This window comes from Micromonospora sp. WMMD1102 (genome assembly GCF_029626265.1).
Classification (GTDB): domain Bacteria; phylum Actinomycetota; class Actinomycetes; order Mycobacteriales; family Micromonosporaceae; genus Plantactinospora.
In genome coordinates this window covers 2,863,714-2,883,534 of sequence record NZ_JARUBN010000001.1, presented here as the reverse complement: position 1 = coordinate 2,883,534, position 19,821 = coordinate 2,863,714, and the positions used below count along the sequence as shown (strand labels likewise).

The window sequence follows — 19,821 nt, the reverse complement described above, 5'->3', positions numbered from 1 at the left end:
GGCGGTCGACCAGAATGGCGGGATGGACTCCGCGACCGCCGACCGGCCACCGCCGTGGCGCCGGCTACCACCGTGGCTGGGGCGCCGGCTCGGCCGGGCCGGCCAGGCGCTGCTGTTGGCTGTGCTCTCCGTGACCGCCAACATCGTCCTGCTGGTGCTCTCGGTGCTCTCCCTCGGCTTCACCGTGCTGGGTGTGGGAGTGTTCGCCTTTCCGGTGGTGACCGCCGCGGTGCGCGGGGTCGCCGACCTCAACCGCCGGTTCGCCGGCCGCTGGACCGGCCGGGAGGTCGCCAGCCCGTACCGGCCGAAGCCGGCGCGGATGACAATCTGGCGCCGGTACCGGTGGACGGTGACCGACCCGGCCACCTGGCGGGACCTGCTCTGGCTGCTGCTGTCCGTCCCGGTCGGGCTGGTGCTCGGCCTGCTGCCGGCCTGCCTGCTGGCCTACGGCCTGGAGGGGCTGCTCGGGGTGCCGGTGCTGCTCTGGGCGCTGGACGTCTGGTACGGCTACGGCCTGCTCTGGCCGGTCGACAGTTTCGGCAAGGCCCTGCTGGTGGCGCCGCAGGCGGCCGTCTTCCTGGCCCTCGGCGGCGTGGCCGGCGACCTGGTCCACCGGCTGCACGCCGAATTCGTCCGGGCCCTGCTGTCGCCGACCTCGAAGGCGGCGCTGCGCCAGCGGGTACGCCAGCTCACCGAGACCCGGGCGGGGACCGTCGACGCGCAGGCCGCCGAGCTGCGCCGGATCGAGCGGGACCTGCACGACGGGGCCCAGGCCCGGCTGGTGGCGCTGAGCATGAGCATCGGGCTGGCCGAGGAGCTGATGAGCCGGGATCCGGCGGCAGCGCGACCGTTGATGGCCGAGGCCCGCCAGGCCAGCGGGCAGGCCCTCGGTGAGCTGCGGGACCTGGTCCGGGGCATGCATCCGCCGGTACTCGCCGAACGCGGGCTGGCCGGCGGGGTCCGGGCGCTCGCCCTGAAGCTGCCGCTGCCGGTCGAGGTCGACGTCGACCTGCCGGGCCGGCCACCGGCGCCGGTGGAGTCGGCGGTCTACTTCACCGCGGCCGAGCTGCTGACGAACGTCGCCAGGCACAGTGCGGCGCGGAGTGGCTGGCTGCGGCTGCGGCACGGCGACGGCCGGCTGCTGATGGTGGTCGGCGACGACGGTGTCGGCGGTGCCGACCCGGCCGGCGGGACCGGACTGCGGGGCATCGAACGACGGCTCGCCGCCTTCGATGGCACGATATGCGTGGCCAGCCCGCCCGGCGGGCCCACGACCGTGACCATGGAGCTGCCGTGCGAGTTGTCATCGCCGAGGACCTCGCCCTGCTCAGGGACGGCCTGACCCGGCTGTTCCGGGCGTTCGAGTTCGAGGTCGTCGCCGCGGTCGACAACGGGCCGGCGCTGCTGCCGGCCCTGCTCGACCACCGGCCCGACGTGGCGGTGGTGGACGTACGCCTGCCGCCGACCTTCACCGACGAGGGACTCCAGGCGGCGATCGAGGCCCGTACCCGGATTCCGGGTCTGCCGGTGCTGATCCTCTCCCAGCACGTGGAGCAGCTCTACGCCCGGGAGCTGCTGGCCGACCGGAGCGGGGCGATCGGCTACCTGCTCAAGGACCGGGTCTCCGACGTCGGCCAGTTCGTCGACGCGGTGCGGCGGGTGGCGGCCGGCGGCACCGTGATGGATCCGGAGGTGATCGCGGAGCTGCTGACCAACCGCTCCGGCAAGGAACCGCTGCACGCGCTCACCGCCCGGGAGCGCGAGGTGCTCGGCCTGATGGCGGAGGGCCGGTCGAACGCGGCGATCGCGGGCCGGCTCTTCGTCACCGAGAAGGCGGTCAGCAAGCACATAAACAACATCTTCAGCAAACTCGGCATTGCGCCGTCGGAGGACGACAACCGGCGGGTACTGGCCGTGCTGGCATACCTGAACGCCTGAATTGGCCGTCGGCGGAACTGGACTGGCCGTCGGCGGGACCGGATCGGCCGTCGGCAGGGGCACCCTCCACTGTGACCGATGGAATTGATCAGTGTAGTTCGCTACTATCCGCCATCAGTGCCTTACCCGGCGCCAAGGGTCCGGTCGCACCGATCACCAATGGTCAAGCCGATCGTCACGGACCGTCGCGCCGACCGTGCCCGCTCGACGGAGGGATCCGAGATGACGGACAGCCGGCAGGTGACCGCCCACCCGTACCCGTTCGCCGCCCCCGACCGGCTCAACCTCCACCCGCAGTACGCGCGGCTGCGTCGCGAGGAGCCACTGATCCGGGTGCAACTGCCGTTCGGCGAGGAGTCCTGGCTCGCCACCCGCCACGCCGACGTCCGGGTCGTACTCGGCGACGCCCGGTTCAGCCGGGCCGCCGGGGTCGGACGTGACCAGCCGCGCACCATGCCCCGGCAGCCGGACCAGGGCATGCTCGGGATGGATCCGCCGGACCACACCCGGTTGCGCCGGCTGGTGGCGAAGGCCTTCACCGCACGCCGGGTGGAGCTGCTCCGCGCCCGCGCCCAGGAGATCGCCGACGGGCTGGTCGACGAGATGGTCAAGGCCGGTCCCCCGATCGACCTGGTCGAGCACTTCGCCACCCCGTTGCCGATCCAGGTCATCTGCGAGCTGCTCGGCGTTCCGTTCGCCGATCGGGACAAGTTCCACACCTGGTCGGAGGCGATCGTCTCGACGACCTCGCTGCCTCCCGAGCAGATCCAGGCATACCTGGAGAGCCTCTGGGGCTACATCGGTGAGCTGGTGGCGATCCGGCGCCGTGAGCCGATCGACGACCTGCTCGGTGCGATGGTGCGGGCACGGGACGAGAACGAGGACCGGCTCACCGAGCAGGAGCTGGTGCAGCTCGCCGCCGGCCTGCTGGCCGCCGGGCACGAGACGACGGTGACCCAGATCCCGAACTTCGTCTACGTGCTGCTGGAGCACCCGTCCGAGCTGGCCCGGCTGCGGTCCGATTCCGCGCTGATCCCGAACGCCGTCGAGGAGCTGATGCGCTACGTACCGCTCGGGGCGGCCTCGGCCTTCCCCCGGTACGCGACGGAGGACATCGAGCTCGGCGGGGTACTCGTCCGGGCCGGCGAACCGGTGCTGCCGGCGGTCGGCTCGGCGAACCGGGACGAGTCGGTATTCGCCGACCCGGACCGGCTGGACCTGGGCCGGGAGGTCAATCCACACGTCGGCTTCGGTCACGGTGTGCACCACTGCGTCGGCGCGCAGCTCGCCCGGATGGAGTTGCGGGTGGCCATCGGTACCCTGGTCGGCCGCCTGCCCGGACTGCGGCTGGCGGTGCCGGAGCCGGAGATCCCGTGGAAGAGCGGCCTGCTGGTGCGCGGACCGCTCGCGCTGCCGGTGACCTGGTGAGCAGCACCGCCTGGCGGGTCAGCGTCGACCCGCAACGCTGTATCGGCTCGGGCATCTGCGCCGGCACGGCGCCGGAGCACTTCCGGCTCGTCGACGGGCTCGCCACCCCGCTGGCCGGGACGGTCGACCCGGCCGATCCGGTGGTCGACGCGGCCGAGTCCTGCCCGGTCGAGGCGATCCTGGTCCGGGACGCGAGCGACCAGCGACTCATCGCACCCGAGGGCTGACCCGGACCTGTCAGCCCGAAAAACCTGGACCGTCAGCCCGAACCTGGACCGTCAGCCCGAACCTGGACCGGGCGGCGCCGTCGCGCCGCCGGGTCCGGGTTCGGGTCCGCTCAGAGCAGTGCGTCGACCGGGGTCCTGATGAAGTCCAGCAACGCCTGGTTGACCTCGTCGGCATGGGTCCACGGGATGCCGTGCGGCGCACCCTTCAGGGTGACGAGCTGGCTGTTCGGCATCGCAGCGTGCATCCGCTGCCCGCACACCGGATAGGGCAGTACCCGGTCCGCGTCGCCCTGGATGATCAACGCCGGTACGTCGATCCGGGGCAGATCCTGCCGGAAATCGGTGAGCCAGGCGGGAATGGACGCCAGCGTGCCGATCGGCGAGGCGCTCACCGCCACGTTCCAGTTCATCCGGACCACCTCGTCGCTGACCCGCTTGCCGAGGTTCTCGTCGAGATTGTAGAAGTCGTGCAGGAACGACGACTGGTATTTTGCCCGGTCGGTGATCACATTCTGCATGAACCCGTCGAAGAGGCTCTGGTCGACGCCCTCCGGGTTGTCCTCGGTCTTCAGCAGGAACGGCGGGATCGGCGAGATGAAGACCGCCCGGTTCACCCTGGCGGAGCCGTAGTTGGAGATGTACCGCGCCACCTCGCCGGTGCCCATCGAGTGCCCGACCAGGATCACGTCGGTGAGGTCCAGCTCGTTCATCAGGATGCTGAGGTCGGCGGCGAAGGTGTCGTAGTCGTACCCCACGGCCGGCTGGCTCGACATGCCGAATCCTCGGCGGTCGTAGCTGATGGTCCGGTAGCCGGCGTTCAGCAGCGGGTTGATCTGTTTCTCCCACGCCGACCCGCTGAGCGGAAAGCCGTGGATGAGCACCACCGGCTGCCCGGCGCCATGATCCTCGTAGTGCAGATCGATGGGCGCGGAGTTCTCCACGCCGACAGTCAGATAGGGCACCCGTCTCTTCCCTTCCCCCGTGTCCGCCCGCAGTTGCCGGCGGGTGGCGTCGACCGACGCGCGTCGGCGAGTACCCCGTCCTCGCCGATAGATGCACGAATTGTCGATTTTGTCGTCCCAGATCAGCCTAGCCAGCCGCTCCGGACCGGGCCGACGGGATGGCGATATTCGCTGGTGACCTCAGATCGGGGAACCTAGGGTCTCCGGTGATGACGCTCTGCCATGATGTCGACGGATCCGGCCCCGCCGTTCTCCTGCTGCACTCCTCGGTCTGTGATCGCCGGATGTGGGACCAGCAGTGGCTCCCCCTGCGCGACGCCGGATACCAGGTGATCCGCTGCGACTTCCGGGGCTTCGGCGAGACTCCGCTGCCGGACCAGCCATACTCCGAGGTCACGGACGTGCTCGACCTGCTGGACACGCTCGGCGTGCGGCGGGTGGCCCTGGTGGCGGCCTCCTTCGGCGGTCGGGTCGGGCTGGAGTTCGCCGCCCGCTGGCCGGACCGGGTGAGCGGCATGGCACTGCTCTGTCCCGGCATGCCGGGACACCAGCCGGGCCCGGAGCTGGCGGCTTTCGGCAAGCGCGAGGACGAGTTGCTCGAGGCGGGCGACCTCGCGGGCGCCGTCGAGCTCAACGTGGCGACCTGGCTGGGGCCGGAAACCGACGAGCCGACCCGGGAACGGGTCCGAGACATGCAGCGGCACGCCTTCCAGGTGCAGCTCGCCGCCGTCGAGGACGTACCGCGTCTCGATCTCGGCGAGCCCGACCTCGGAGAGATCACCGCGCCCTGCCTCGTCGTCTCCGGCCGGCACGACCTGGCGGACTTCCGGCAGATCGCCGAACGGCTGCCCGGACTGCTGCCGAACGCCCGGCACCGCGAACTCCCCTGGGCCGGCCACCTGCCCAGCCTGGAACGACCAGCCGAGGTCACCGCCCTGCTCGTCGACTTCCTCCGCGAGACCCTGCCGCGCCACGAGACGCCCTGACCTGCCCCGGAGCCGCCACGCCTTTGGCCCGCCCCGCCACGCTCTGACCCGCCACGATCCGACCGACCGACCGACCGGTCGGCCGGTCGGCCGGCACGGCACGGCGGAGGACCTACCGCGAGGGCCTACTGCGAGGGCCGCCCGGCGAGCCACGCCGCGGGCCAGACCAGCAGCAGGACGAACGGGTACGCGAACAGCGTGTCGACCGCCACCCGGCTGAGCGGCGGCCGGGAGGACCAGTCGAGGACCAGGAGCAGTAGCGGACTCGGCAGCATGCCGGCGGCGACGACGACGGCCAGGGCCAGGCCGCGGCTGGCCAGCCGCGCGGTCACGGCGAGTGCCGCCTCGGTGGCGAGACCGGCGACGAGGCAGCCACCGACCAGCGCCACGAACCACAGATCCGGGTTGTGGTCCCAGAAGTAGAAGTGTTCCGGAGTACCCCACGGCAGGCGGAAGATGTTCCGGTCGGCCCGCTCGACCGCGAGCCCGACGATCCCGGCGACCACCCCGGCGACCGCCTGGGCGGCGAGTGCCGCGCCACGCCGACGGGTCCACAGCCCGGCCAGCACACCCGCCACTGGCAGCAGCTGCCAGGCGTACCGGTCCGTCCAGTATGGAATCGGCCCGTCGTACGTCGCGACGAGCGGGTATGCCGTCATCGTCGCACCCAGCACGGCGCCGAGCAGCAGCACGGCGGCGACGGCAGCCATTGGCCGGCGTGCCGCTGCCGTCGGCGACACAGGCACGGCTGCCGGCACCCCCGGTGCTGTCACCCGCGACAAGGGCGCTCCCGACGGTCCTCCCGGTGCTGTCACCGGCGGCCTGAGGGCTCCCGCCGGCACTTCCGGTGCTGTCACCGGCGGTCCCGGCGCCCCCGACGGTGGTGGCCCTGGTGCGGCGCTGGCCGGTTCGGGCATTGTGCGGAGGCTGCCGTGCGCGACGACCAGTTCGGGCTGGTCGATGACCGTCGGCGGCACCCCGAGCATCCGGTGCAGCATGGTGGCGACCAGCGGTATCCGACTGGACCCGCCGACCAGGAAGACCCCGGCCAGCCGGTCGGCTGCGACGCCGCCGGCAGCGAGTGTCGACGTGGTCAGCGCCACGGTCCGGTCCAGCAGCGGCCGGGCCAGCCGCTCGAACTCCTCCCGGGTCAGGTGGATGTCACGATCCAGTCCAGGTAGGACCATCGACGCCGAGGCGACCCGGCTGAGCTGCTCCTTCGCGGCCCGCGCCTCCTGACGCACGAGCTGCCACCAGCGCAGCGCGACGAGCGCGGTGTCGCGCGCGGGAACCTCGACCGCTTGATGCGCGATGATCCAGTCGACGATCGCGGCATCGACGTCGACCCCGCCGACGTCGTCCAGCCCGGCCGTGGCCAGTACCGCCCAGCCGCCGTCGGTCCTCCGTCGCACCGCGCTGACGTCGAACGTTCCGCCCCCGAGGTCGTACACCACGAGGGTGTCGCCCGGCCGCACCCGGTGCCCGAGCACCTCGGTGAAGTACATCGCCGCGGCGACCGGCTCGGCCACCAGGCCGGGGCTGCCCAGCCCCGCCCCGGTCGCGGCCTCGGCGAGCACGGTACGACGCCGCACACCCCAGCTCGCCGGATGGGTCAGCACCACCGGCCGGGGTACGACGCCGAGCGCACGCTGCGCCGTCTCGGCCACCCGGGCGAGCACCGCTCGGACGGCCTCTCCGACCGGTGTCTCGACCTCGCCGAGCAGCAGCGTCCCGTCGTCGATCCGGCGCTTGGGATTCGGCTCCAGCCGGCCCGGGTCGAGCCGTGCGCCGCGCAGCGCGTCGTGACCGACCAGCAGGTGACCGTCCGGCTGCGCCAACACCGCCGACGGGAGTAGCGGCGACGCGTCGAAGAGCAGCGACTCGATCCGGTCGCCCGGCATCCGCAGTGCGGCCACGGTGTGCGAGGTGCCGAAGTCGATGCCGAGGGCGGGTGGGGTCGCTGCCACGAACGGACGGTATCAATGGCGGCAAGCCCCATCCGGGCACGGACCGCGTCGCGGACCGCCACATCCGCCCGGACGCACCCGAGGGCGCGACCAGAGGCGCGACCGAGGGACTCCATCGCGGACCGCCACGTCCGCCCGGACCCACCGAAGGGCGCGGCCAGAGGCGCGACCGAGGGTGCCACCGAGGCTCGGCAGGGTCGGCCAAGGCGCACGCGGCGGCTCAGCAGGCGCCGAAGGCGCGGGCCAGGCGGCGGACCGCCTCGTCCATCAGATCGGGCGGGGCACTGGCATAGCTGAGGCGCAGGTGCGGGGCGGGGGGTTCGGCCGCGTACCAGGGGCGGCCGGGGAAGACGACGACCCCCTCGGCCGCCGCGGCGGCGGCCAGCGCGACGTCGTCGCTACCGTCCGGAAGCCGGACCCACAGGTGCATGCCGCCACGCGGGACCGGCTGCCCGGCGAGGTCCGGAAGGTGCCGGTGGAGCGCGGTGAGCAGCGCCTCGCGGCGAGCCCGCAGGGCTGTGCGCAGGGTACGGCGGTGCCGGGTCCACGCCAGGGTGCTGACGAACTCGATCGTGGCCTGTTGCAGTGGACCGGCCACGAAGAGGTCGTCACGCAGCCGGGCCGTACGCAGCCGGGCGCCGGCCGGGCCACGGGCACCGACGGCGGCGACGCGCAGCCCGGGAGCCGTCGACTTGGTAAGCGAACGGAGGTAGACGACGTGCCCGTCCGGGTCGTCGGCGGCAAGTGGCGGCGGGGGTTCACCGTCGATCGTGAGGTCGCGGGCGTAGTCGTCCTCGATCAGGAACGCCCCGGCGTCGCGTACGGCGGCGGTGACCCGGACCCGGCGGTTCCCGGCCAGCGTCGCGCCGTGCGGGTTGGCGTGCAGCGGCTGGCAGTAGAAGAGCCGGGCGCCGGTACGGGCGAACGCGGCGGCGAGTTGATCGGGGCGTACGCCGTCGCCGTCGACGGGCACCGGCACCACCCGCAGCCCGGCCGCCCGGGCGGTGGCCAGCGCGCCCAGGTAGGTCGGCGACTCGACGAGCAGGGTGTCACCGGGGACGGCGAGTGCGCGCAGTGCCGTCGACAACGCCGCCTGGCCACCGGGGCAGATGACCATGTCGTCGGCGCGCAGCCCGGACCCGGCCTCGCGGGCGAACCAGGCGCGCAGGTCCTCCCGCCCCTGCGCCGGGCCGCGCTGCCAGGTCGCCGGTTGCCGGGCGGCACGGCCGAGCGCGACGCCGAGCGCGGTGGCCGGTTGCAGCTCCGGTTCGAGGTAGCCGCCGGAGAGCGGGATCGCTCCGGCCGGCGGTATCGCCAGGAGCGCCTGCATCTCCTCCTCCCCCGGCCGGCCCGGACCGAGCGCGACGGTCTGCCAGGAAAGGTCGGGAGCGGCTCGCGGCCGCGGCGGTACGGCCACGAAGGTGCCCCGGCCGGGCCGCGCCTCGACCAGGCCCTCGGCCACCAGTTGCCGGATCGCCCCGGCGATCGTGACCGGTGAGGCGCGGTGCCGGGCGGTCAGCTCGCGGACCGAGGGCAGCCGCGTGCCGGGCGCCGCGACGGCCGCCAGGCCGCGCAGATCTTGGATAACGCGCTCTCGGGCGTTACCGTTGTCCATGAGGGATGAGAGTAGCGCTACTGCGCATCGGACGGTAACGGCGGGCCGGGCGTTCGGCCTCGCCCTCGGCGCACTCGGCGTACTCGCCTTCAGCATGTCGCTGCCGGCGACCCGGGTCGCGGTGCAGCAGCTCGACCCGTGGTTCATCGCCTTCGGCCGGGCCGTCGGCGCCACACTGCTGGCCTTCGCGTACCTGCGGATCACCGGGGCGCCCCGCCCCACCGGCGACCAGTGGCGGCGGCTGTCGGTCGTCGCGCTCGGCGTCGTCGTCGGGTTCCCGCTCTTCACCTCGCTGGCGCTGCTCACCCAGACCTCGGCACACGGCGCGGTCGTGATCACCGTGCTGCCCGCGATGACCGCCGTCTTCGCGGTAATACGGGCCGGCGAGCGTCCGCCGCCGCTGTTCTGGGTAGCGAGCGCCGCCGGGCTGCTGGCTGTGCTCGCCTTCCTCGCCGCCAGCGGTGCGGTGCACGGTGGGTTCTCCGTGGCCGACCTGTTCCTGCTCGCGGCGGTACTGCTCTGCGGCCTCGGGTACGCCGAGGGCGGCGTACTCGCCCGGGAGCTCGGCGGCGCCCGGACGATCTGCTGGGCCCTGCTGCTCTCGCTGCCGGTCACCCTGCCGGTCACGATCGTCGCCGCCGTGGCGGCCCCGCCGCGCGCCGACGCCGTCACCTGGTCGGCGTTCGGCTACCTCACCCTGGTCTCCATGTTCCTGGGCTTCTTCGCCTGGTACGCCGGCCTGGCCCGGGGCGGCATCGCCCAGGTCGGCCAGGTCCAGCTCGCGCAGCCGGTGCTCACCCTGGCCTGGTCGGCGCTGCTGCTCGGCGAGGCCGTCACCCCGGCGTCGATCGGGGCGGCGCTTGTGGTGCTGGCCTGCGTCGTCCTGATCCAGCGCACCCGGTCCCGGCCGACGCTGCCGGCAGATCGGGTGCGGCGGACCCGGGTGCGACGCCGCACCCCGGCCGGCGGCCACCGCGTCGGGCGGGCGGTGCCGACAGATCGGGTACGGCGGGCGGACGGAGCTGACGAGGCACGGTCGCCGGCACTTCGATGAGCGGGTCGACACCGGCACTCAGCTGAGCGGCCCGACGCCGACGGGATGGCCGGCGCCCGGCCATCCCGTCCGAGTCCCCGGTCAGGGACGGCGCCCGTAGACGCCGGCAACCAGACCGACGCCGACGGCCGCGAGACCGATCTGGAGGAAGAGTTCGATCCAGTCGATGCCGGGGGTCTTGGCCACGCCGAAGGCGGCGGCGAGAACCGTGCCGAGCAGTGCGGCGATGATGCCGATCGCCAGGGTCAGCCAGATCGGGAGGTTCTGCTTGCCTGGTACGACGAGCCGGCCGAGAGCGCCGATGATCAGACCGATGACGAGGGCACCGAAAATGCCGCTGATCTCCATGCTGAGTCTCCTTCGCGTGTTGTCGACCCGGGACGCAGTGCCCGTTGGCCTGCGGCGAGAAACCTTCGACCGGCCGTCGTGACGCCGCGCACCCGTCGACCGGGCGTCGTGACGCCGCGCACTCAACGACCGGTCGTCGTGGGATCCGGCCGCGGCGGTGCGATCCGTATGCTGGCCGGATGCGAATCGCCTTCGGCGCCGACGACGAGAACGAGGCGACCAGAGCGGTGCTGGGCTACCTGTCCGGACTCGGTGAGGTGCAGCGCGTCGGTAGCGGCGACCAGTGGCCGGAGATCGGTGCCGGGGTGGGCCGGGCGGTGGCCGACGGACGGGCCGACTTCGGCGTGCTGATGTGCTGGACGGGTACCGGCACCGCGATCGCGGCGAACAAGGTGCCCGGAGTACGCGCCGCACTCGCCTGGGAGCCGTGGATCGCCACCGGTGCCCGGCTCTGGAACGACGCGAACGTGCTCGCGCTGAGCCTGAAGCGGCTCGCCCCGGACGTGGCCGTCGAGGTCACCCGGGCGTTCCTCGAAACACCCCGGCCCGATCCAGACGAGGCGGAGAACATCGCCCGGCTCGCGGACCTGGAGCCGGAACGGCCCGCGCCGCGCTGACCATCGCCTCGGCCGGGCGCGCCGTCGCCGTCCGCGGCGACACAGTGGACCGGCCGGCCGACCGTATCCAAAGAAGGGTGAGATCCGATGCCGGTACGGGGGTACGACGTCATCGTCGTCGGCAGCCGGGTGGCCGGTGCGGCAACCGCCATGCTGCTGGCCCGCCGGGGCCTGCGGGTGCTGGCGGTGGACCGGGCACGCTTTCCCAGTGACACCCTCTCGACACACCAGATCCAGGTGCCGGGGATCGCCCGACTGCTCCGCTGGGGCCTGCTGGACCGGCTGGCGGCAACCGGCGCTCCGGCCACCCGGGAGGTCCGGCTCGACACCGGCTTCGGCGTCGTACTCGCCGGCCGCTACCCGGGACACGAGGGCGCCGACGCCCTCTACAGTCCACGGCGTACCCGGCTGGACGCACTGCTTGTCGACGCGGCCCGGGAGGCGGGTGCCGAGGTACGGGAGGGGTTCGACGTCGACGAGCTGGTCCGGGACGGGGACCGGGTGGTGGGGTTGCGCGGGCGGCAGCGCGGCGGCGCGGCGGTGACCGAGACCGCCTCGCTGGTGGTCGGCGCCGACGGCAAGCGGTCCACCGTCGCCGCCGCGGTACAGGCGACCGCCTACCGGGAGCAGCCGCCCCGCACGTTCGCCTGCTACACGTACTGGTCCGGGGTGGCGATGTCCGGCGGCGAGCTCTACCAGCGCCCCGGGCGTACGGTGGCCGTCTTCCCCACCGACGACGGCCTGACCATCGCCTACGTCGCCGGACCGGCCGGCGAGTTCCCGGCGTTCCGGGCCGACGTCGAGGCCCGCTACCTCGACACCCTCGACGACTGCGGCGATCTCGGCGCCCGGGTACGCGCCGGCCAGCGGGCCGAACGGTTCCGGCTCACCCCGGACCTGCCGAGCACGTTCCGGATGCCGCACGGCCCCGGCTGGGCGCTTGTCGGCGACGCCGGGCTGGTGCTGGACCCGATCACCGGACAGGGCATCGGGAACGCCTTCCGGGACGCCGAACTGCTTGTCGACGCCGTCGCCGCCGGGCTGGACAGCGGCGGCCGGCTCGACGACGAACTGGCCGGGTACCTGGCCCGCCGGGACGCCGCCGCGACACCGATGTACGACCTCACCCTCGAACTGGCCGCCTTCCGGCCGCCCGGCGCGGTGGACCGGGAACTCTTCACCGCGCTGGCCGCCCGGCCGACCGCCGTCGACCAGTTCCTCGGCGTACTCTCCGGAGCCGTTCCGATGTCCCGGTTCCGTTCCCCGGGCAACCTGCTGGGCCTGGTCGGCCCCCGGGCGCTGGCCCGGATCGCCGCCGCCCGGCTGCTGGGCGGTCGTCGCCGCACGGCTCCCCGGTTGCTGGGAGCGCCGGCTCAACGGTAGGAGCGTGCCTGGATGGCGTACAACTCGGCGTAGAATCCGCCGGCGGCCATCAGCTGGTCGTGGTCGCCGGCCTCCACGAGCCGGCCGCCGGACAGCACCAGGATGAGGTCCGCCATCCGCACCGTCGAGAAGCGGTGTGAGACCAGCACCGTGATCGCACCGGTGCTCGCGGCGGCCCGTCCGGCACTGGCCGCGTAGCGGGCGAAGAGCCGGTGTTCGGCCTCGGCGTCCAGGGCCGCCGTCGGCTCGTCGAGGACCAGCAGCAGCGGGGCCGGCCGCATCATCGCCCGGCCCAGCGCGATCTTCTGCCACTGCCCGCCGGAGAGCTGGCGCCCGTTGCGGTTCGAGAGGCCGAGCGGGGTGTCCAGCCCCCGGTCCAACTCCTCGACCAGCTCCGCCGCCTCCGCGCGGTCCAGCGCCGCCAGCACTGCCTCTTCGGAGTCGACAAGCGGCAGGTCGCCGACACCGACCGCCTGCCGCGCGGCGAGTTCCAACCGGACGAAGTCCTGGAAGCCGACCGCGATCCGGGCCCGCCAGTCGTCGAGCGGGAACCGCGCGATGTCCACCCCGTCAGCCTCGATCCGGCCCCGGTCCGGCTCGTACATCCGGCACAACAGCTTGACCAGCGTCGTCTTGCCGGCACCGTTCTCACCGACCAGGGCCACGGTCGCACCGGCCGGCAGCAGCACGTCCACACCGTCGGCGACGGTACGGTCGGTGCCCGGGTAGTCGAACCCGACCTCGCGCAGCCGGATCCCGTCCCGCAGCCGGGCCGGTACGGCGGCGTCCGGCGCCGGGCGCGGCGCCCGGGTGACCAGCTCCCGCAGCCAGCGGAAGCCGGCCAGGGCCAGCGACACCCGTTGCAGGTCCCGCAGCAGCCCGACCATGGCGCTCACCTGCTGGTTGACCAGCGCTGCCAGCGCGATGACCAGGACCACGTCCCCGACGCTGCGCCGGCCCGCCACCGCGTCCCGGAGCACCAGCAGCGCCGCCCCGGCGTAACCCAGGGCGAAGCAGGTCTGGCCGGCCACCCGCAACAGCGCCGCCCTCACCTCGGCCGGCCACAGCCGGCCGACGGTCGAACGCCACAGCGTGTCGTGCCGGCGGCGGAGTTCGGCGGTCATTCCGGAGACCCGCAGTTCCTTGGCCGCACCGGGGTCGGTGGCCAGGTCGAAGAGGTGCCGCGCCCGCCGGGCGCTCTCGGCGGTGGCGTCGCGGGCCCGGGAGAGCAGAAGTTCCGCCCGCTGCCCGAGCAGCATCGGTGGTACGGCGGCCAGCGGCAGCAACAGCAGGGCCGGGTGCAGCCGGGCGAGCAGCACCGCCGTGACGGTAACCGCGACAGCGGTGCCCAACCCGGAGAGCAGCGACTCCATGCTCCGCCAGCCGACCCGCTGCATCTCCTGGGTCAGCGTCTGCATCCGGTCGGCGTAGTCCGGGCGCTCGTGGTGCTCGATCGAGGCGGAACCGGTGACCACGTCGATGAGCTGGCGATCCTTGGTCAGCAGGTTGACCTCGCCGAGTTCGAAGTAGGCGATGTGCGCGAAGTGCCCGAGGGTGAGCGCCGCTACCGTCGCCGTCGCGGCGGCGCACCCGGCGAACACGGCGGCCGGCCGGTCACCGTCCAGCACCGCGTCGGTCAGCGCGCCGAGCGCGGCGGCGACCAGCGGCAGCGCGGCGGCCTCGGCGAGCTTGAGCAGTACCGCCAGGATCAGCTTGGCCGGTCGCTGGCGCCAGGAGAGGCGGACCAGTTCGAGGCAGCCGCGAACCGTCTCGACCATCACCGGTCACCCCCGTCCGGAATGGTCACGCCGGGCTCGTCGGCGAACAGTTCCGCCTGGAGGTGGAAGAGTTCGGCGTAACGGCCACCGGCGGCGACCAGCGCGTCGTGGTCACCCTCTTCCACCACCCGACCGTCGGCCAGCACCACGATGTGGTCGGCGTGCCGCACGCTGGAGAAGCGGTGCGAGATCAGCAACGAGGTCACCCCACGGGTCAACTCCACGAACCTGGCGAAGAACGCCGCCTCGGCCCGTACGTCGAGGGCGGCCGTCGGCTCGTCCAGCACCAGCAGCCGGGCGCCGTGGTCCACCCCGTACAGGGCGCGGGCGATGGCGACCCGCTGCCACTGCCCTCCGGAGAGGTCGACGCCGTCCGGATAGCTGCGGGACAGCGGTGTGTCCAGGCCGGCGGGCAGGCCGTCGAGCAGGTCGGCCAGGTCGGCCCGGTGCAGGGCCCGCCGGATCCGGTCCGGGTCGCGCGGCGCGTGCACGGCACCGAAGGCGACGTTGTCGGCGATCGACAGCTCATACCGGACGAAGTCCTGGAACACCACGCTGATCTGCCGGCGCCAGGCGGTGACGTCGAAGTCGCGCAGGTCGGCGCCGCCGAACCGGACGGTGCCGGCGGTCGGTTCGTGCAGCCGGGTCAGCAGCTTCACCAGGGTGGTCTTGCCCGCGCCGTTCAGGCCCACCAGGGCGGTGCAGCGGCCGGCCGGCAGGGTCAGGTCCAGGTCGGCGAGCACGTCGTGGTCAGCGCCGGGATAGCGGAAGGTGACGTGTTCGAACCGCACGACCGGCTCCGGCAGCCCGGCGGGGTCCCGAGACGAACCGCGGGCCGGCTCGCGAGACGAATCGTGGGCCGGCTCGACGGCCGGGTCGGGGTCCGGGCCGACAGCCGCGTCGCGGACGTCGTGTCCGACAGCCGCGTCGCGGCCCGGCTCGACGGGCCCGTCGCGGGCCGGGGCGGGGTGTCGGGCGATCGGGCCGTCGGTCGGACGCATCCGGCGCTCGAACCGGGACACGGCACCGGCGACCAGCATGCCGAACTGGGTCGGCGAGTCCGCCTCAGGGTAGTACTCGCCAAGCAGCAGCGCCGCCACCGTCGCCTGGAGGGCGAGTGCCAGCTCGGTGAGGGTGAGCCGGCCGGTACCGGCGTCCGCCACGGTGGTGAAGACCCAGACGGCGGTCACCAGCCCGATCGTCGTGTAGCCGAGGTAGGGCCAGAGGTAGACCCGGCGACGGGCCTGCCACACCGGCGCCAGCCAGCGCCGGTAGCTGCGTTCGTAGCGCTCGGCGAGCCAGCCGCCGAGCCCGTACACCCGCAGTTCCTTGGCGGCGCCCGGTCCGAGGACCAGGCCGCGCAGGTAGCGGCCCCGGCGGATCAGTGGGGTCACCTTCACCCACACCTGCGAGTACTTCCGTAGGCCGCCACGCTGGCCGTAGCGGAACAGCAGCGTGGTGACCGCCAGCAGTACCGCCGGGAGCCAGCCCACCACCACACCGACGAGTGCGGCGAACCCGGCCAGCCGGACATACCGGGCCACCAGGGCGAGCAGCCCGGCACAGCCCATCCCCGGCGTCTCCCAGTTGCTCTCCAGCCGGCGGGCCGCGTCGGCAAGGGCGTCCAGCGCCGCCGGATCCTCCATCCGGGCGATCCCGGTCCCGCCGAGCGCGGTGGCGATGACCCGGTCGTGCACGGCACCGTCCACCCGTAGCCTGACGAGTTCACCGAGCGCCACCTGCACCGGTGCGAGCGCCTGCTGGGCCAGGAAGAGCGCGGCAGCCGTGCCGAACGCCCAGAACAGCCCGGCCGACGCGGGCGATCCCGGACCGGCGTCGACCGCCGCCGGCACCCGCCCGACCAGGACGCTGCTGGCCACCACGAACGCCACCGGCAGCACCCCGAGGGTCAGGTTCACGCCGAGCAGGGCGGTGACCGGCCCCGGACCGGCCGTCCGCAGCCCGCCGAGCAGCAACAGGCGCGGCCGGACCGCCTCCGCCCACCAGCTCACCGGCCCGCTCCGTCCCGCTGGCCCGCCCCGTCCAACCCAGGCGCTCCCTCCAGCCGAGGCGCTCCGTCCAGCGCCGGCAGCACCGACCGCAACCGGTAGGCGTACGGCACGGCGCGCAGGAACAGTCGCACCTCGTCGCGTACCCGGGCGCGCACGTCGACGGCGAACCGGGCCTGTGCGGCAAGACGGGTCCGCTCGTCCGGTGGCCGGTCGGCGGGTGTCGACCCGAAGCCCAGTTCGGCGTCGATCTCGCTGATCAGTCGACGGGTCCTGGCCGCCTTCGCGGCGAGCCGGCCGGCCAGCTCCGACAGCGGCACCTGGGCACCGCCGGAGGCGCCCACTCCGGTCGGACCGGCCCGGTGGCCGGTGCCGGTGCACCAGCCCGCCTCCCGCTCCAGTACGGCGACCGCGGCGGCCTGCTCGTCGCCGGCCAGCGTACGCAGCCGCTGCCGGGTCGACCTGACGTCCATGAACGCGATGATCCCCGCGGGGACGAGTACCTGCACGCAGGCGGCCAGCACCGGGGCGGGCAGCGGGCGACGCTCCCGCAGCAGCCGGGCGGCGGTACGCAGCAGGGCCGGCGCCGGGGTGGCCCGGTCGGCGTACCAGCGGGTGCGGAGTCTGGCCAGCGCCCGTCCGGTCGCCGCCGCACCGAGCCGCGTCTCGACCGTGCCGAGGACCCGCAGATGTGCCACCGCCCGCCCCCGGTACGCGAGCCCGTCCCGGAACAGCTCACCGGCGAGTACGGCGGCAGCACGGTCCAGACCCTCGTCGACCCGGGTCAGCCCGTACCGACCGAAGCCCGCCGGGTCGAAGGGGCCGGGCACCGTCTCGGCGTAGTCCCGGCCCAACTCCTCGATCAGCCGGTTGACCAGGTCGCCTTCCCGCTCCTGCCGGTGTGCCAGGAACGGCCCGGAGTGCCGTGGCCCGCGCTCGTGCAGCAGGAAGGCGGTCGGCGACTCGTGCGGCTCCGGCCGGCCTCTGGTGGTGACGGCCAGGCTGATCGCGAGCGCGAAGTCCTCGTTGCGTCCCCGCCGGACCGCGAACTCGACCCCCTCGCCGGTGCCGCTGGTCACGAACGCGCCGCCCCGGAACTTGCGCGGGCCGCCGGTGAACGCCGCCTGCCGGACCTGCCGGCACGGCGGATCGGTGTCACAGACGTCGATGCTGCGTTCCGAGGCCACGAAGAAGCGTTCCAGCAGCAGGGCACTGCGCCGATCCGGATGTCCGGTGTAGGCGGCGGACACCAGGGTCGGCCCGGTCTCCTCCAGGATGCCCAGCAGGTCGGTGGGCCACGGCCGGGGCGCCGCCCGGTCCGACCGGCCAGCCAGGTGCCCGGCAAGCAGCCGCCCGGCCTCCGACCCGACGGTGCTGGCCGCCGCGCGCAGTTCGGCGTCCCGCACCGCGGCCGTGCCCGCCGCGCGCAGTTCGGCGTCCCGCCCCACGGCCGTGCCCGCCGCGCGCAGTTCGGCGTCCCGCACCGCGGCCGTGGCCGCCGCGCGCTGTTCGGGCAGGGTGGCGTCGAGTGCCGCCGGCCGGACGTCGTCGTCGCAGACGAGTACCCGCCGGCCGGCGGCCGACAGGATCGCCCAGTTCCGCTGCTCGGCGGCCGACCCGGCCCAGCTCCCGTCGGCACGCCACGCGCCGAGCAGCCGGTCCAGCACCGGCCGGTCGACATCCCCGTCCGGCAGGCTCCGCTCGAAGACGGACCGCAGGGCGTCCTTCTCGGCCGGCCCGACGTAGCGGACCGGCAGGCCCGCCGAGGCGGCGTCGCCCACCACCGAGCGGACCCGTGGACGCCGCACCGGACCCGAGTCGTCGTAGACCACCACCTCGACATGTCGCCGACCGAAGTGGCGCAGGTTGGCGTGCAGGGCCGCGAGGCAGTCGGCCAGGGTCTCCGGACGGTCGTGGGTGATCACGGCGATCCGGTCGATCCGCCCCGACCACGGTTGGTACGGCACCGCCGCCCGCTCCGGCACCGCCTGCTCGGCGAGCTGCCGGAGCAGGGTGCGGGGCAACGCCGGTGCCGCCGTCGACGCGTCGACGACCCGGTACGCCCAGCCGCCCTCCGGCCACAGGGACAGCCGCCGACCGCCGTACAGGGCGAGTTGGTCGAGCAGCACGAGCAGGTCGGCGGCGAGGTGCGCGTCGGGTACCCGGATCACCGCCTCGGCACGCGCGCCCGCCAGCAGTTCGGCGACCTCGTCCTGGTCGCGCAGTCGGGCCGTCAGCTCGGACGCGAGCGCTCCGGCCAGCCCGGTCCAGGCGCGGACCCGGCGCAGCACCGCGTTCACCAGCGCGGCGCGCGGCAGCGTCCGGTGCCCGGTCGTGGTCATCGACGCACCGTGCCGGGACCGGTCACCGCCGCCGCACCCTCCGCGCCGGCACGGTCGGCTGCCGCCACCCCGCCGGAGGCGATCGGGTCGTCCGGCGACAGGCAGGCCGGATGGCCGAGCAGGGCACGGTAGCTGTCCATACTGGACGCGAGTGCCTCCTGGGCGACCGGCGGCAGGGTGCGCGGATCGCAGGGTGTGGGGCGGGACGGGTAGAGGCGGGTCGCGGTGAAGGCCCGGCCGACCCACCGGTGTCCCTCGTCCCGGTCCAGGCCCGCCTCGAACCACCGCCCCGGCGGATGCCACGGCCCGGTGACCATCCGCTCGTCGAACCGGACCGCCAGCCGGCCGCACACCTCGGCGATCCGGCCCGGCCGGTACTGCAGGTCGCCGAAGTCCACGATCGCCAGCCGGGGCACGCCCGCCTCGACCAGCGTCCGGACCAGCTCGACGGTACGCAGCCAGCAGAGCACCCCGACCCGGAAGATGGCCCGGTTGAACCACTCGGTGTCGGAGGCGCACTCCCGCCGGCCCGGCTGCGCGTCGTAGAGGTCGCCGACCAGCCGGTGCACCGGCCGGAAGTCCCGGGTCCGCCGCAGGTACGCCAGCACGTCCTGCCAGCAGCCGCGCACCCCGGGACGCACGATCGGAAAATCGAGGCAGGCCGCGGCGGCGTACCGGTCGAGCAGCCGGGCCGTCTCCCGCCGTCCGACCGGCATCCCGGTCCGCTCGACCAGCTTGTCCCGCAACAGTTCCCGGTTGCCCAGCACGGCGAGCAGTTCCGAGGCGACCTGCTGCACCGGGTCCCGGACGACGACGAGAAACCGGTCGTACGGCGCGAACAGCTCGTCGGGATGGTCGGGCAGGAACGCCGCCTGCTCCTTGACGTAGGGCAGCCGGTCCGGTGCCTCCCGCTCCACCTCGCGCAGGGCCCGGAACAGTCCGTCCCGCCCGTCCTCCAGCAGCCGCGACCGCAGTACGGCGGCGACGTCCGGGCTCTGCCCCATCATCCGGGCCACGGCGTTGGATCCGCCGCGCGGCACCGAGATCTGCAGGATCTTCGGCCTCACCGGTCGATCACCGGTGGGCACACCCAGCGTGCGTCGAGCATCCGTCTCACGCTCCCCCGTGACGTCCGCCCCGACCCCGCTGACCGGCGTCGGCGGCGAA

16 protein-coding genes are annotated in these 19,821 nt (G+C 73.7%); 8 read left to right on the top strand and 8 right to left on the bottom strand.

Annotated features, from left to right (window positions below; translation table 11 throughout):
* Positions 1–22: 22 nt before the first annotated feature.
* From O7626_RS12735 to O7626_RS12720, 4 genes are all read left to right on the top strand, one after another.
* Positions 23–1,342: a sensor histidine kinase gene (locus tag O7626_RS12735; protein WP_278061381.1), complete on the top strand. Its 1,320-nt coding sequence runs from the start codon at positions 23–25 to the stop codon at positions 1,340–1,342.
* Positions 1,294–1,938 (top strand): response regulator transcription factor, encoded by a 645-nt coding sequence (locus O7626_RS12730; protein ID WP_278061380.1) that lies wholly within the window; start codon positions 1,294–1,296, stop codon positions 1,936–1,938. Before O7626_RS12735 ends, O7626_RS12730 begins: the two co-directional genes overlap by 49 nt.
* Before the next feature lie 222 nt (positions 1,939–2,160).
* The gene (locus O7626_RS12725) at positions 2,161–3,366 is read left to right on the top strand and encodes a cytochrome P450 (RefSeq protein ID WP_278061379.1); all 1,206 of its coding nucleotides are present in this window, start codon (positions 2,161–2,163) and stop codon (positions 3,364–3,366) included.
* Entirely contained in the window at positions 3,363–3,593 is a 231-nt protein-coding gene (locus O7626_RS12720) for a ferredoxin (RefSeq protein ID WP_278061378.1), read from the top strand. Before O7626_RS12725 ends, O7626_RS12720 begins: the two co-directional genes overlap by 4 nt.
* A gap of 110 nt (positions 3,594–3,703) precedes the next feature.
* On the opposite strand, the gene O7626_RS12715 is transcribed toward O7626_RS12720, so the two are convergent.
* Positions 3,704–4,555: an alpha/beta hydrolase gene (locus tag O7626_RS12715; RefSeq protein ID WP_278061377.1), complete on the bottom strand. Its 852-nt coding sequence runs from the start codon at positions 4,553–4,555 to the stop codon at positions 3,704–3,706.
* A 209-nt stretch (positions 4,556–4,764) separates the two neighbouring features.
* Between O7626_RS12715 and O7626_RS12710 the strand changes: the two genes are divergently transcribed.
* A complete protein-coding gene (locus tag O7626_RS12710) occupies positions 4,765–5,541 on the top strand; it encodes an alpha/beta hydrolase (RefSeq protein ID WP_347404782.1) in 777 nt (258 codons plus the stop codon).
* A 125-nt stretch (positions 5,542–5,666) separates the two neighbouring features.
* Here O7626_RS12710 and O7626_RS12705 read toward each other — a convergent pair whose 3' ends face one another.
* Together O7626_RS12705 and O7626_RS12700 are read right to left on the bottom strand one after the other, a co-directional pair.
* On the bottom strand, positions 5,667–7,508 hold the full coding sequence (locus O7626_RS12705) for an Hsp70 family protein (RefSeq protein ID WP_278061375.1): 1,842 nt from the start codon (positions 7,506–7,508) through the stop codon (positions 5,667–5,669).
* A 220-nt stretch (positions 7,509–7,728) separates the two neighbouring features.
* Entirely contained in the window at positions 7,729–9,123 is a 1,395-nt protein-coding gene (locus tag O7626_RS12700; protein ID WP_278061374.1) for a PLP-dependent aminotransferase family protein, read from the bottom strand.
* On the opposite strand from O7626_RS12700, the gene O7626_RS12695 reads away from it, so the two are divergent.
* The gene (locus tag O7626_RS12695; protein WP_278061373.1) at positions 9,122–10,177 is read left to right on the top strand and encodes a DMT family transporter; all 1,056 of its coding nucleotides are present in this window, start codon (positions 9,122–9,124) and stop codon (positions 10,175–10,177) included. The two genes, O7626_RS12700 and O7626_RS12695, sit on opposite strands and share 2 nt — an antisense overlap.
* A gap of 81 nt (positions 10,178–10,258) precedes the next feature.
* On the opposite strand, the gene O7626_RS12690 is transcribed toward O7626_RS12695, so the two are convergent.
* Positions 10,259–10,525: a GlsB/YeaQ/YmgE family stress response membrane protein gene (locus tag O7626_RS12690; RefSeq protein ID WP_278061372.1), complete on the bottom strand. Its 267-nt coding sequence runs from the start codon at positions 10,523–10,525 to the stop codon at positions 10,259–10,261.
* Between the two features lie 179 nt (positions 10,526–10,704).
* Between O7626_RS12690 and O7626_RS12685 the strand changes: the two genes are divergently transcribed.
* Both O7626_RS12685 and O7626_RS12680 read left to right on the top strand, forming a co-directional pair.
* On the top strand, positions 10,705–11,142 hold the full coding sequence (locus O7626_RS12685) for an RpiB/LacA/LacB family sugar-phosphate isomerase (RefSeq protein ID WP_278061371.1): 438 nt from the start codon (positions 10,705–10,707) through the stop codon (positions 11,140–11,142).
* Between the two features lie 87 nt (positions 11,143–11,229).
* Complete coding sequence (locus O7626_RS12680) at positions 11,230–12,525, top strand: NAD(P)/FAD-dependent oxidoreductase (protein ID WP_278061370.1); 1,296 nt, start codon at positions 11,230–11,232, stop codon at positions 12,523–12,525.
* Here the strand turns inward: O7626_RS12680 and O7626_RS12675 are convergent.
* Genes O7626_RS12675 through O7626_RS12660 form a run of 4 tightly spaced genes read right to left on the bottom strand, consistent with a single transcriptional unit; the run spans position 12,516 to position 19,721 of the window.
* On the bottom strand, positions 12,516–14,303 hold the full coding sequence (locus O7626_RS12675; protein ID WP_278061369.1) for an ABC transporter ATP-binding protein: 1,788 nt from the start codon (positions 14,301–14,303) through the stop codon (positions 12,516–12,518). The genes O7626_RS12680 and O7626_RS12675 overlap by 10 nt on opposite strands.
* On the bottom strand, positions 14,303–16,315 hold the full coding sequence (locus tag O7626_RS12670) for an ATP-binding cassette domain-containing protein (protein ID WP_278061368.1): 2,013 nt from the start codon (positions 16,313–16,315) through the stop codon (positions 14,303–14,305). The genes O7626_RS12675 and O7626_RS12670 overlap by 1 nt, the downstream gene beginning before the upstream one ends.
* Positions 16,312–18,654, bottom strand: a complete 2,343-nt coding sequence (locus O7626_RS12665) for a hypothetical protein (RefSeq protein WP_278061367.1) — start codon at positions 18,652–18,654, stop codon at positions 16,312–16,314. Before O7626_RS12665 ends, O7626_RS12670 begins: the two co-directional genes overlap by 4 nt.
* Positions 18,651–19,721, bottom strand: a complete 1,071-nt coding sequence (locus tag O7626_RS12660; protein ID WP_278061366.1) for a hypothetical protein — start codon at positions 19,719–19,721, stop codon at positions 18,651–18,653. Before O7626_RS12660 ends, O7626_RS12665 begins: the two co-directional genes overlap by 4 nt.
* Positions 19,722–19,821 lie beyond the last annotated feature (100 nt).